Here is a 12,481-nt window from a genome sequence, read left to right as displayed (position 1 = left end):
TTTGCCCAGCGCCTGCGCGCCAGCGGCATCGCGGTGGAGCTGAGCGCGATGGCGGACTTCCCCGCGAGCAAACTGGCGCACACGCAGAACCTCGCGTTGATCAGCAGCACCTTCGGCGACGGCGACCCGCCGGACAACGGCGAAGGTTTCTGGCACGGCCTGACCCACGCCGAGACCCGTCTGGAGTCGCTGCGCTTCGCGGTACTGGCGTTGGGTGATCCCAATTACGAGCAGTTCTGCCAGCATGGCAAACAACTCGACCGGCGCCTGCTGGAGTTGGGCGCCACCCGCCTGCTGGAGCGCGTCGACTGCGATACCGAATTCGAAGCACGCGCCGATGCCTGGTTCACGCAGTTCCTACACACCCTCAACCCGGCAACGCCCGTAACCCTCGCCACGCCAAGCGGCAAACCCGAGCCGCATGCCTCACGGTTGCTGCTCAACCTGCACCTGAACCCGCAAAGCCGCCACAAGGAAACCCGTCAATTCTCCCTGGACCTGGCGGACTCCGGGCTAACCTACGAAGCCGGCGATGCCTTGGGGGTGATGCCGCGCAACTGCCCTGAACTGGTCAGCGAGTTGCTCGATCTGACGCGCCTGGGTTCCAGCACCTGCGTAAACATCGACAGACTCGGCGACGTGCCGCTGCACCAGGCCCTGACCGAGCACTTTGAAATTGCCCGGCCCAACAGCGAGACCCTGGCCTTCATCGCCGAGCGCAGCGCCAAGCCGGGCCTGAAACACCTGCTCGAACCTGAGCGCAAAACCGAGCTGAAGGACTGGCTGTGGGGCCGGCAACTGGCGGATGTGCTGCACGAATACCCCATCGACTGCGCGGCGGACGAACTGCTCGGCACGCTCAAGCGCCTGCAACCGCGCTTGTATTCGATTGCATCCAGCGCCAAGGCGCACCCGCGGGAAGTCCACCTCACCGTGGCAGCCGTGCGCTACGGCAAGCGCAAGGGCGTGTCGTCAACCTTCCTCGCCGACCGCGCCGACAACGGCGAAGTACCGGTGTTCGTGCAGCCCTCCAAACACTTCCGCCCGCCTGCCGATGGCGACGTACCGATCATCATGATCGGCCCCGGCACCGGAGTGGCGCCCTTCCGCGCATTTTTGCAGGAGCGCCGGGCCCAGGGGCATCAGGGCCGCAATTGGCTGTTTTTCGGTGAACAACACGCGGCGAGCGATTTTTACTACCAGGATGAACTGCAGGGCATGCAGCGCGATGGCTTGCTCACCCACCTGAGCCTGGCGTTTTCCCGCGACCAGGCGCAGAAAATCTACGTGCAGGATCGCATCCGCGAACACGGCGCCGAGCTGTGGCGCTGGCTGCAGGAAGGCGCGCAGTTGTACATCTGCGGCGATGCCAGCCACATGGCCAAGGATGTCGACCAGGCCTTGCGCCAGGTTGCGCATCGTCACGGCGGGCTGGGCGTCGAGAGCGCCGTCGATTACTGGCGGCGGATGAGTGAGCAGAAGCGTTATTTGCGGGATGTCTATTGAGCCGCGACAGCCGCCGTCGTGCCGGTTACGAGGCAGCGTCGCTAGCCTGGCAGGCGACCATCCAGGTCACAAACGTCAGCAGGCGCGTGGAAAAGGCCTCGCGCTCGGCGCTGGGGTTTCGTGCCTCGAACAGGAAGAAGGCAATCGTGATCCGCATCGCCGGGTATTGCTGAATGAACATTGCGACGTGCTCTTCCAGTGTTTGGGGCCACATCAGCGCCTCTTGCGCACGTAATATCTGCGTGGCCCGGATCAGTTTACGTGCGGCCTCGCGCTGCAAGGGCAGTCGCTCTGAGTCAGTGCCGGCCTGGGCGATACGCGAGTGGTAGTCGCTGAGCACCTGCTTGAAGTCGCCATTGACGGCCAAGGCAATTGCACGCGACGGCCGGAACCGCTCGAAGTGCTGAGTCAGGTCGTTGCCCCACACACAGCGGCAATGATGCTTGAGCCTGTATCCCCAGCGGTTGAGGTGTTCAGGCGCCAGTACTTCAGTGCGGTAGCCGATGTCGAAGTCGATCTTAATGACCTGCGGATGCCGTTGCTCCAGGGCGCACCGCAGCGCCTCCAGTCGCGTCAACACAGCGGCTGCAGGGGGCTCGCTTAGCACCAGGGTGAGGTCCAGGTCAGAGACGCCGGGGCAGGCATCACCTCGGGCCACACTGCCGTATAGATAAACACCATCCAGAGCCCACGCCGGCGCGGACAGGGTCGCGCAGACATCGGCCAACACCGCCTGAAACTCGAGCTGCACCGGGCCGCTGGGGGCAGCCTGGATGAATCCCTGCGCGTCGACGCCAAGGGGACGTTCGGTACTCATAGGCATGGCACGGTTCCTGTTCTCGGGCCACAAAGCATGCCATCTTTCAACCCGTTCGACTGCCTCGATAGGCCTAAAACCCCAAGGGCTTTAAAAACATCTGGACACGAACAACCGTGAACTTTCTTACAGTTCCCGGATTCCTTTCCTATGCGAAGTCATCACGCCCCCGAATCCAGTGGGCGCCGCGCGATAATAAGAAGACGCGCGGGCGTCCGGTAGGTGTGACTGTGGCCCGAAAAGGTGCGCTGATCATCGCGGACGACTTGGCCAACGCCGTATGGCGCGTCACGCGCAACAAGTAGGCCACGATGGCAGGGGTGTGCTGGGCGGCGTGATCATGGCCGTTCGTATCATCCTGACGGGCGCAACGCTCGACACCTGACGGGAGGTTCATCGATGACCATGGCGCGTGACGCAATTGCATTACCCGAAACCTTCGATTTGCCTGGCCAAACCCTGCGCTGGGGGCACCTCGGCACGGCAGGACTGGCGCTGATGAGGGTGGGGATCGGCTGAATTAAACGCATTGACATGGTTGCCTCAGGCAATTATATACTTGCTAAAGGCCACCATCAGAGCGCGCACCATGTCCACTCCCCTGCTTGTTCAGCGCGCCGGTATCGTGCGCGGCTTCAACCGTTTCTATACGCAGCAGATCGGCGTGCTGCAGGAACACCTGCTGCACAGCGACTTCTCCCTCACCGAAATCCGCGTGATGTACGAACTGTCCTCACGCGGCGACCTGACCAGCACCGACCTCTGCCAGATGCTTAGTCTGGATGCGGGTTACTTGAGCCGGCTGATCAGCGGATTGGAGAAGAAGGGTTTGATCCAGAAAGTCCGCTCGATCACCGATGCGCGTGCGGTGCAACTGCACCTCAGTGACCTGGGCCGGTCCGTCCTGGCCCCGCTGGAACAGCAAACCCAGCAAGAAGTCATTGCCTTATTGAGTGCCTTGCCCGAGCCGCAACAACAGCAATTGACCGCAGCCATGCAGCGCATTCAAGCGTTGCTGCAAGGCACCGCCCCGAGCTACCTGTTGCGCGACCCGCTACCCGGCGACATGGGCCTGGTGGTGCAGCAGCAATCGGCACTGTATGCGCGTGAATACCAATGGAACTGGGAGTTCGAAGCACTGGTGGCGGAGATTGTCGCCAAGTACCTGCGCGAGTTCGACCCGCCCCGCGAGCGCTGCTGGATCGCGGAGAAGGATGGCGCGGTGGTGGGTTCGGTGTTCGTCGTGCGCCGTGACGACAGCACCGCCCAGTTGCGCATGCTCTACGTCGACGCGAGTGCGCGGGGCCTGGGTATCGGCCAGCGCCTGGTCGACGAGTGCCTGCGCTTTGCCCGGGATGCCGGGTACACGCGCATGATGCTGTGGACCATGAGTGCACTGACCGACGCGCGCAAGCTCTACCAGAAAGCCGGTTTTGAGCTGATTGAGGAAGAGCCCACCCTCAGTTTTGGCCAGCCACTGGTCAGCCAGACCTGGGCGCGTGCGCTGTAGTGCGGGGCTCGGACGACTCAAGCCCCGCCGCGTTTACAAATCAGTGATTTCCTTGTGGCGCGGCACCAGGCTCTTCATCACGCTCCAGGCCACCAGATACGCCAGCGCACAGATCGCGAACATGATCATGTAGCCGGTGTGGATATCGCCGATGGACTTGTAGTAGTCGAACACCCAGCCGCCAACCTTGGTCATCACCACCCCGCCCAGGCCGCCGGCCATGCCGCCGATGCCGACCACCGAGGCCACGGTTTTCTGCGGGAACATGTCGGACACGGTGGTGAAGATATTGCACGACCACGCCTGGTGCGCCGACGCGCCCACGCCGATCAGCAACACCGGCACCCAGAAGCTGATGTAGCCCAACGGTTGCGCCAGCAGCACCACCAGCGGGAACAGCGCGATGACCAACATGGCTTTCATCCGGCCGTCGTAAGGCGCATCACCACGCGCCATGAAGTAGCTGGGGAACCAGCCGCCGCCAATGCTGCCGACCATGGTCATGCTGTACAGCACCGCCAGCGGCATGACGATATCGGCGCCTTTCATGCCGTATTGCGCCGACAGGTAAGTGGGCAGCCAGAACAGGAAAAACCACCACACGCCGTCAGTCATGAACTTGCCGAAGGCAAAGGCCCACGTCTGGCGATAGGTCAGCAGCTTGAACCACGAGACTTTTTTCGACGCCGCGCCTGCAGCCTGCGCGGTGAACGGCTGTGCGCTCTGGTCACTGCGGATGTAGGCCAGTTCCTCGGCCGACAGACGAGTTTGCTGATCGGGTTTTTCATACACCGCAGCCCACACCGCGACCCAGACAAAGCCGAGCATGCCGATGACCATGAACGCGGCTTCCCAGCCCCACATCCCGGCGATCAGCGGCACACAGATCGGCGCCAGGATCGCGCCGACGTTGGCGCCCGAGTTGAAAATGCCGGTCGCCAGCGAGCGTTCTTTCTTCGGGAAATACTCAGCGGTCGCCTTGATCGCAATCGGGAAGTTGCCCGCCTCACCGATCGCCAGCACCGCGCGGGAGAGCATAAAGCCCGCAATCGATACCGGAATCACCGCCAGGCCAATCGCAGCGCTCACGGCCGCGATCCCCTCGCCCATCGGCACCGCGAACGCATGCATGATGGCGCCGGTGGACCAGATGGCAATCGCCATGACGTAAGCCGCCTTGGTGCCGATCTTGTCGACAAACCGCCCGGCGAACAGCATGGAAATCGCATAGACAAACTGAAACACCGCCGCGATGTTCGCGTAATCGGTGTTGCTCCAGCCAAATTGCGTCGACAACTGCGGCGCCAGCAGGCTGAGCACCTGGCGGTCGAGGTAGTTGACGGTGGTGGCGAAGAACAGCATCGCGCAGATGGTCCAGCGATAGCTGCCTACCGCTTGGCCAACGCGCTGGGCGTTGATGGGCTCGTTCAAGTTCATGGCATCACTTTTTATTTTTGTTAGATAGGACACATGTAACGTCATATGTCGTCGTACAACTGCGACTTTTATATCGGGCGCCCTCCGCGCTGTCAATCTGAAAGATTGCCGTTTATCTAGGTGTTATGCGGATACAGCGATGAGCATGAAAATCAGGTTGTAGGACGACAAGCCCGAAACACCACGCTCGGGGCCTCACCGGGGACATCGTCGAGCACGCCCCAGCGTTGCATGCCAATCTTTTCAAGGACCCGAATCGACATCCTGTGATCAGGCCGCACCAACCCGAACACTTCAGGCAAATCAAGGGTGTCGAATGCCTGCGCCAGCGCATCGCGGCCCAGCTCGGTGGCGTAGCCCTGCCCCCAGGCCTCGACGGCAAAGCGATAGCCCAGGTTGATGCGCTGCTGCGTCAGGTAATGCAGGGGCGCAACTCCCCCAAAGCCGATGACGTGCTGCGGCGCGTCCCGCAGGGCAATGGCCCACCAGCCGTAGCCCTGGGCGGCCCAGTGTTCGCGCCAGCGGTTCAGCAGGCGTTGCGCGTCTGCAAGACAGGTCATGGGGCCGGCGGGATTGAACAGGTTGGTCTGCGGGTCGCCGAAGATCGCGAACAATCGCTGCACGTCTTCAGGTTGCGGTTGGCGATAGATCAGGCGGGAAGCGATGACAGGCATGGGGTTGACTCCCTTGGGAACTCATGAAGTTCAACTCATCGGCACAAAAACGCAAATAGGGGTGAATTATTTGGTGTCCGCTTGTATCTCAACTGACAGAGCGGTGCCATCGTAGCGATGGCACCACCCCAGTTCAGTTTCAGAGTGGTCCGCATGAAATTACGTAAGAAAAGCGTCAAACCCATCGGGTTGAAAGACATCACCATCGTCGACGACGCCAAGGTGCGCAAGGCGATCACCGCCGCTGCATTGGGCAACGCCATGGAATGGTTCGACTTCGGCGTATACGGGTTTGTCGCCTATGTGCTTGGCAAGGTGTTCTTCCCCGACGCCTCTCCCAGCACACAAATGATCGCCGCACTGGCCACCTTCTCGGTCCCCTTCCTGATCCGTCCCCTGGGCGGCCTGTTCTTTGGCTCGCTGGGCGACAAATACGGGCGGCAAAAAGTCCTGGCCGCGACCATCGTGATCATGTCCCTGAGCACCTTCGCCATCGGCTTGATTCCCGGCTATGCCTCGATCGGCATCTGGGCGCCGATCCTGCTGTTGCTGTGCAAGATGGCCCAAGGCTTCTCAGTGGGCGGTGAATACACCGGCGCCTCGATCTTCGTCGCCGAATACGCCCCGGACCGCAAGCGCGGGTTTCTCGGCAGTTGGCTAGACTTTGGCTCCATCGCCGGCTTCGTGCTCGGCGCCGGCGTGGTGGTGCTGATTTCCAGCGTATTGGGCGAAGCGGACTTCGAAGCATGGGGCTGGCGTCTGCCGTTCTTCCTGGCCCTGCCCCTGGGCCTTATCGGCCTGTACCTGCGCAATGCGCTGGAAGAAACGCCGGCGTTCCAACAGCACATGGACAAACTCGAACAAGGCGACCGCGAAGGCCTGACCCACGGCCCAAAAGTGTCGTTCAAGGAAGTCGCCACCCAACACTGGCGCAGCCTGCTGACCTGCATCGGTATCGTCGCGGCCACCAACGTGACCTATTACATGCTGCTCACGTACATGCCGAGCTACCTGTCGCATAACCTGCATTACAAAGAAAACAGCGGCGTGCTGATCATCATCGCGATCATGGTCGGCATGCTGTTCGTGCAGCCGTTCATTGGTTTTATCAGCGATAAGATCGGCCGCAGACCCTTCATCATTGCGGGCAGCATCGGCCTGCTCTTCCTGTCGATCCCCGCGTTCATGCTGATTACCAGCGGCAAGATCGGCCTGATCTTCAGCGGCCTGCTGATCCTGGCCATCGTGCTCAACTTCTTTATCGGTGTGATGGCATCGACCCTGCCGGCGATGTTTCCCACGCACCTGCGCTACAGCGCCCTGGCCAGTGCGTTCAACGTCTCGGTGCTGATCGCCGGCGTGACCCCGACCGCAGTGGCCTGGTTGGTGGAAAGCACCAACGACCTGTACATGCCCGCCTACTACCTGATGGTGTTCGCCGTGGTCGGCCTGGTCACCGGCCTGACCATGAAGGAAACCGCCAACAAGCCCCTGCGCGGCGCCGCTCCGGCCGCTTCGGACATGGAAGAAGCCAAGGAACTGCTGCAGGAACACCACGACAATATCGAGCAGAAAATCGAAGACATCGATGCCGAAATTGCCGAGTTGGAAGCCAAGCGCAATAACCTTGTGCAGCAGCATCCACGGATCAACTGAAACCTGACCGTTCGGGGCGGGCCGACACCGCCCCCAACGGGATTCACCCCATCACTGGCGTGTTCACGCGTCAGCGCAGCACAATCATTACGGGGCAATCGAGCGCGATGCCGGCGCACCAATCTTTCTCCCGCGATGGCCGCCTTTTCGGCGCGCCGTGCGCGTTGGGCTCGTGGACGATGCTGTTCACACGGCCGATTAGCTGCATCTTTATCGCTAACTTGACGACGCCTGAGCGGCGCTCGCCGCTTTACCGCGCAGCGCCGCAATATCGCGTTTGGGCGGCACGCCGAACAGTCGGCTGTATTCACGACTGAACTGTGAGGGGCTTTCATAACCAACCTTGAAGGCTGCGCTGGAAACATCCTGGTGTTCGTTCAACATCAAGCGTCGGGCCTCGTTCAAACGCAGCCACTTCTGATATTGCAGCGGGCTCATCGCCGTCAGTTGACGAAAGTGATGGTGAAAGGTAGCGGCGCTCATTTGCACTCGCGCGGCCAACTCATCCACACGCAGCGCCGCGTCGTAATTGAGCTTCAACCAGTCGATAGCCTTGGCAATGCGATAGCCCTGACCGTCAACCGAACAGATCTGGCTCAACCGGCCGGCCTGATCGCTCTTCAGCAGTCGGTAATGAATCTCGCGGCTGATCAGCGGGGCGATTACCGGTATCGCTTCCGGCTCATCCAGTAATGCCACCAGGCGTGCGAATGCCGCGAGCATGCCATCGGTGACCGCACCAATCCCCACGCCCTTCATCACCGGCCGCTCACGCATCGGCGGCAGCTCACGCTGGGCGATCAGTTCGGCCAATATGCGCAGATCCAGCTTGAACGTCAGCCCCAGGCACGGGTGTGCTGGGCTGGCCACCCGCACCTCTGAATTGGCCGGAATATCCAGCGAGGTGAGCAGAAAACGCGACGTGTCATACGGGTACCCCTCGCCGCCCACCCACAACTGCTTCTCGCCCTGGGCGACGAGGACGATGCACGGCTCGACCATGCACACCACCGGCGTGGAGGGATGCTCACGGCGATAAAGGCCCAGCCCCGGAATGGGCATGGCGAAGTCACCGGGTGTCGATATCCGCGAGCCGATGGCCTGCACCAGCATTGCCAGGGGTGAATGATTGTCCGTCATAACAGGCTCTTTCGTTTATTCACTGAACTGTAACGCGTCAGTTCTTGGCCGTCCCCAGCGAATCTCAAGACTCAGAGGATCAGGCAAGTAATCCAGCGGAACGCACTACAGAACCCTTGGCGGCATCGGGAAAATGGGCGAACTCATTTCACCAAGGAACCGCCAATGAAAAGCCTCTTGCTCGCCCTGGGTTTGCTGGTGACGTCTTTTTCCTCACTGGGAGCCGACATGTCCAACGGCGCAAACAACTTCTACACCAGCAACAAGGTGACCGTAGAAAAGGTCACCTTCAACAATCAATACGGCATGCAGGTCGTGGGCAATCTGTTCGTGCCCAACCGCCTTGCCCCCACCTCAAAAAACGCCGCGATTATCGTCGGCCACCCAATGGGCGCCGTCAAAGAACAGAGCGCGAACCTCTACGCCACCAAAATGGCCGAAGAGGGTTTCGTCACCCTGTCCCTGGACCTGTCGTTCTGGGGCGAAAGCGCTGGCTCGCCACGTAACGCGGTGCTGCCCGAACTGTATGCCGAAGACTTCAGTGCCGCCGTGGATTTCCTCGGCACCCGGCCAATGGTGGATCGTGAGCGCATTGGCGTGATTGGCGTCTGCGGCAGTGGCAGCTTCGCCATCAGCGCAGCGAAGATCGACCCGCGCCTCAAAGCCATCGCCACCGTCAGTATGTACGACATGGGCGCCGTCAACCGCAACGGCCTCAACCATGCGGTCACGCGCGAGCAACGCCAGCACGTCTTGTTTCAGGCAGCCAATCAGCGCTATGTGGAGTTCCAGGGCGGCGAAACCCTCTACACCGGCGGTACACCGCAAGCACTCACCGGCAATGCCGTGGGGGACGAGTTCTACGACTTCTACCGCACGCCGCGCGGCGCATTCACCCCTACCGGCGCCTCCACGCAAACCACTACCCGACCGACGCTGACCAGCAACGTGAAGTTCATGAACTTCTACCCGCTCAACGACATCGACACGCTCTCACCGCGCCCGCTGTTGCTGATTGCCGGCGCCCACGCGCATTCGCGCGAGTTCAGCGAGGACGCCTATCAACGCGCCGCCGAGCCCAAAGAGCTGGTAATCGTGCCTGACGCAGGCCATGTGGACCTCTACGACCGGGTCGACCTTATCCCATTCGCAAAACTCACTCGCTTCTTTAACACCTACCTGAAGTGACCCTCTCGACGTGCGGCCTCACTGCCGAGGCCGCGCTGCGCAACACAGGATTCAAGTCATGACCGCTACCTCTACCGCGCAACGTTGGGGCGCCGTGCTCGCAATGTCACTGGCAGCCTTTGCCCTGGTCGCGTCCGAGTTCATGCCCGTGAGCTTGCTCACCCCGCTGGCTGCCGACTTGGGTATCACCGAAGGTCAGGCCGGCCAAGGTATCTCCGTTTCGGGGCTATTTGCCTTACTGACCAGCCTGCTCATCGCCTCAGTCGCAGCGCGGGTAGATCGCAGATGGCTGCTGATTTCACTGACCGTGCTGATGATCGTCTCCGGAACGGTGGTGGCATTCGCACCGAATTATCTGATCTTCATGCTGGGACGTGGGCTGATCGGCGTGGCCATTGGCGGCTTTTGGTCGCTGTCCGCCGCTACGGCAATGCGCCTGGTGTCCGCCCCCCTGGTGCCACGAGCATTGGCGATGATCAACGGCGGCAACGCATTTGCGATGGTGATTGCGGCACCACTGGGCAGCTTTCTAGGCGCATTGATCGGCTGGCGTGGGGCCTTTTTCTGCGTAGTACCGGTGGCCGTGGTGGCCGTGGTATGGCTGCTGCTGAGCCTGCCGTCGATCAGAACGCAGGCAGTTGGGAAAACCATCAATCCAGTGCGTTTGATGAAGAACAGGCCAGTGGCTTTGGGCATGGTCGCCGTCAGTACGTTTTTCATGGGCCAGTTCATGCTGTTTACCTACCTGCGCCCGTTTCTGGAAACGGTGACCCACGTCAGCGTCTCCATGCTATCGCTGATCCTGTTGGTGCTGGGCCTGGCAGGTCTGGCCGGCACTTTCCTGATCGAACGCTTCTTGAAAAACGGCCTGTACCCGACGCTAATCGTGATCCCGTTGATGATGGCCGCCGTCGCGATCGCATTGGTCATGGTAGGCCGTTCGACGCTGATGACCACCGTGTTGCTCACCCTATGGGGGCTGATGGCCACTGCCGCGCCTGTGGGTTGGTGGACCTGGCTGGCGAGAACCCTGCCCCACGACTCCGAGGCTGGCGGCGGGTTGATGGTAGCGATTATCCAGTTGGCAATTGCCTCGGGGGCCATCGCGGGCGGCTGGGTGTTCGACCTGCGTGGCTACCAGGCCACGTTCGAACTAAGTGCCGCAGTGCTGGGCGCGGCGGCCGTGCTGGCTTGGGCGGCCGGCCGCGTGGCGAAACAACCGCGACCCACTTACCGCGACAGCAGGCCGCAAGACAACCGAAATCCACACGAAGCACTGCGCGCCCGCACCGCCACCCACCGCACCTGAAGCGCTCATTTTTTGCGCAAGGCGGCCGATAGCCTGTCACCCCCCCCCGACATGCAGCTGCGCCCTGCGGGAATCAATGCCAAATACCCTCGCCCCGATCGTTCGTAACCTTTCCCAGCGCACCAGCCTGTCGCTGGCGCGCACGTCGCTGTTCCAGTGCGTGGCGCTGCTCGCCTGCGTGTTTGCAGCGGCCAGCTATTCGCTGGTGTACCTCGCCCACGAGCTGGACCGATTCGAAGACAGCGAAAGCGCCTTCTACACCCGCAAGGCGGTGCATTCCCTGGAAAAATCCCTACGCCTGACCGTCAAGGATTACGCGTTCTGGGGCGATGCCTATAAATACCTGCACGTTACCGTGGACACGGATTGGGCCTATGCTCGCGAAAACGTGGGGCCCACGCTGTTCCATGATTTTGGTTTTCAAGGCGTGTTTGTCGTCAACGACCTGGACCGCACGGTGTACGCGGTGGTCGATGGCAAATTGCAACCGATTGAGCTCACCGAATGGCTCGGCCAGCCCATCGCGGCGATGCTCGAACAAGCACGCGCAGGCGCCACGACGGACACACCGGTCACGAGGTTCATTAACGTGCGCGGCAGCCCCACGTTGGTGGCGGCAGCGGCGATAACGCCAGGCACTGACCCCACCGTGATAGCGGACGGGCGAAAAGCCTCCGTATTGTTCTTCATCGATATCCTCAACAGCGCCAAGCTGACCGAAATCGGTAACGACTTTGGCGTCGATCACCTGCATATCGCTAAACCCGATGAAATCGGCAAGACCTTGTTGTTCGCCCTGAGTGATAACGGCGCCGCCGGCAGCCTGCATTGGCAGCCCGAGCGGCCCGGTGTGCGGTTAACGACTGTTGGCCTGCCGCTGCTGGGTCTGGCTGCGCTGCTGGTGTGCCTGATGAGCTGGCTGATTATGCGCCGCACCACGACGGACGCCCAAGCCCTCGATACCAGCCACACGTCGCTGCAAGACAGTCAAAACGCGCTGGCCACCAGCGAAGCGCGCTTTCGCGATGTGGTGGAAGCCAGTTCGGACTGGGTCTGGGAAATAGACGACCTGTGGCGCTTCACCTATCTGTCGGAGCGCTTCGAAAGCGTCACGGGCCTGGACCTCCAGGCCTGGATCGGCGCCCCCCTGCACGCCCTGCTGGACACCGATGACGGCGCCCTTTCGCAGTGGCCAGGTACGCCGCACTGAACGAGTCCCCCGCCGCCGTGGTGTCTACCACCGT

At 61.5% G+C, this 12,481-nt stretch carries 9 protein-coding genes and 1 pseudogene; 6 read left to right on the top strand and 4 right to left on the bottom strand.

What is annotated here, in order from left to right; translation table 11 throughout:
* A partial coding sequence (locus L9Z73_RS15960) for a diflavin oxidoreductase (RefSeq protein ID WP_247402707.1) occupies positions 1 to 1,506 on the top strand: 1,506 nt, incomplete at its 5' end.
* 25 nt (positions 1,507 to 1,531) lie between these two features.
* Here the strand turns inward: L9Z73_RS15960 and L9Z73_RS15955 are convergent.
* Positions 1,532 to 2,323 (bottom strand): nucleotidyltransferase domain-containing protein, encoded by a 792-nt coding sequence (locus L9Z73_RS15955; RefSeq protein WP_247402709.1) that lies wholly within the window; start codon positions 2,321 to 2,323, stop codon positions 1,532 to 1,534.
* Positions 2,324 to 2,912: 589 nt separating this feature from the next.
* Here L9Z73_RS15955 and L9Z73_RS15950 point away from each other — a divergent pair.
* Entirely contained in the window at positions 2,913 to 3,833 is a 921-nt protein-coding gene (locus tag L9Z73_RS15950; protein WP_247402705.1) for a bifunctional helix-turn-helix transcriptional regulator/GNAT family N-acetyltransferase, read from the top strand.
* A 33-nt stretch (positions 3,834 to 3,866) separates the two neighbouring features.
* Here the strand turns inward: L9Z73_RS15950 and L9Z73_RS15945 are convergent, their stop codons facing one another.
* Positions 3,867 to 5,270, bottom strand: coding sequence for an MFS transporter (locus tag L9Z73_RS15945; RefSeq protein WP_247402703.1), 1,404 nt, complete (start codon positions 5,268 to 5,270; stop codon positions 3,867 to 3,869).
* 152 nt (positions 5,271 to 5,422) lie between these two features.
* Positions 5,423 to 5,944, bottom strand: a complete 522-nt coding sequence (locus L9Z73_RS15940; RefSeq protein WP_247402701.1) for a GNAT family N-acetyltransferase — start codon at positions 5,942 to 5,944, stop codon at positions 5,423 to 5,425.
* A 153-nt stretch (positions 5,945 to 6,097) separates the two neighbouring features.
* Between L9Z73_RS15940 and proP the strand changes: the two genes are divergently transcribed.
* Positions 6,098 to 7,600, top strand: coding sequence for a glycine betaine/L-proline transporter ProP (gene proP, locus L9Z73_RS15935; RefSeq protein ID WP_247402698.1), 1,503 nt, complete (start codon positions 6,098 to 6,100; stop codon positions 7,598 to 7,600).
* Between the two features lie 216 nt (positions 7,601 to 7,816).
* Here proP and L9Z73_RS15930 read toward each other — a convergent pair whose 3' ends face one another.
* Positions 7,817 to 8,740 (bottom strand): AraC family transcriptional regulator, encoded by a 924-nt coding sequence (locus tag L9Z73_RS15930; protein ID WP_247402695.1) that lies wholly within the window; start codon positions 8,738 to 8,740, stop codon positions 7,817 to 7,819.
* Between the two features lie 165 nt (positions 8,741 to 8,905).
* On the opposite strand from L9Z73_RS15930, the gene L9Z73_RS15925 reads away from it, so the two are divergent.
* The 3 genes and pseudogenes from L9Z73_RS15925 to L9Z73_RS15915 all read left to right on the top strand — a co-directional run.
* The gene (locus L9Z73_RS15925; RefSeq protein ID WP_247402691.1) at positions 8,906 to 9,928 is read left to right on the top strand and encodes an alpha/beta hydrolase; all 1,023 of its coding nucleotides are present in this window, start codon (positions 8,906 to 8,908) and stop codon (positions 9,926 to 9,928) included.
* Between the two features lie 58 nt (positions 9,929 to 9,986).
* Positions 9,987 to 11,237, top strand: a complete 1,251-nt coding sequence (locus L9Z73_RS15920) for an MFS transporter (RefSeq protein ID WP_247402687.1) — start codon at positions 9,987 to 9,989, stop codon at positions 11,235 to 11,237.
* 76 nt (positions 11,238 to 11,313) lie between these two features.
* Positions 11,314 to 12,348, top strand: a pseudogene (locus L9Z73_RS15915) (CHASE4 domain-containing protein); the annotation flags it as partial.
* Positions 12,349 to 12,481 lie beyond the last annotated feature (133 nt).

Origin of the sequence: Pseudomonas emilianonis (genome assembly GCF_023072625.1) — a bacterium.
Taxonomy (GTDB): domain Bacteria; phylum Pseudomonadota; class Gammaproteobacteria; order Pseudomonadales; family Pseudomonadaceae; genus Aquipseudomonas; species Aquipseudomonas paraveronii.
Note: the sequence above shows the minus strand (reverse complement) of the source record. Positions and strands in the feature narration are given on the sequence as shown.

What these genes read in the sequence shown, in the direction of transcription:
- L9Z73_RS15955 (WP_247402709.1), bottom strand. Translation starts at nt 2,323, where the DNA reads ATGAGTACCGAACGTCCCCTTGGCGTCGACGCGCAGGGATTCATCCAG.
- L9Z73_RS15950 (WP_247402705.1), top strand. Translation starts at nt 2,913, where the DNA reads ATGTCCACTCCCCTGCTTGTTCAGCGCGCCGGTATCGTGCGCGGCTTC.
- L9Z73_RS15945 (WP_247402703.1), bottom strand. Translation starts at nt 5,270, where the DNA reads ATGAACTTGAACGAGCCCATCAACGCCCAGCGCGTTGGCCAAGCGGTA.
- L9Z73_RS15940 (WP_247402701.1), bottom strand. Translation starts at nt 5,944, where the DNA reads ATGCCTGTCATCGCTTCCCGCCTGATCTATCGCCAACCGCAACCTGAA.
- proP (WP_247402698.1), top strand. Translation starts at nt 6,098, where the DNA reads ATGAAATTACGTAAGAAAAGCGTCAAACCCATCGGGTTGAAAGACATC.
- L9Z73_RS15930 (WP_247402695.1), bottom strand. Translation starts at nt 8,740, where the DNA reads ATGACGGACAATCATTCACCCCTGGCAATGCTGGTGCAGGCCATCGGC.
- L9Z73_RS15925 (WP_247402691.1), top strand. Translation starts at nt 8,906, where the DNA reads ATGAAAAGCCTCTTGCTCGCCCTGGGTTTGCTGGTGACGTCTTTTTCC.
- L9Z73_RS15920 (WP_247402687.1), top strand. Translation starts at nt 9,987, where the DNA reads ATGACCGCTACCTCTACCGCGCAACGTTGGGGCGCCGTGCTCGCAATG.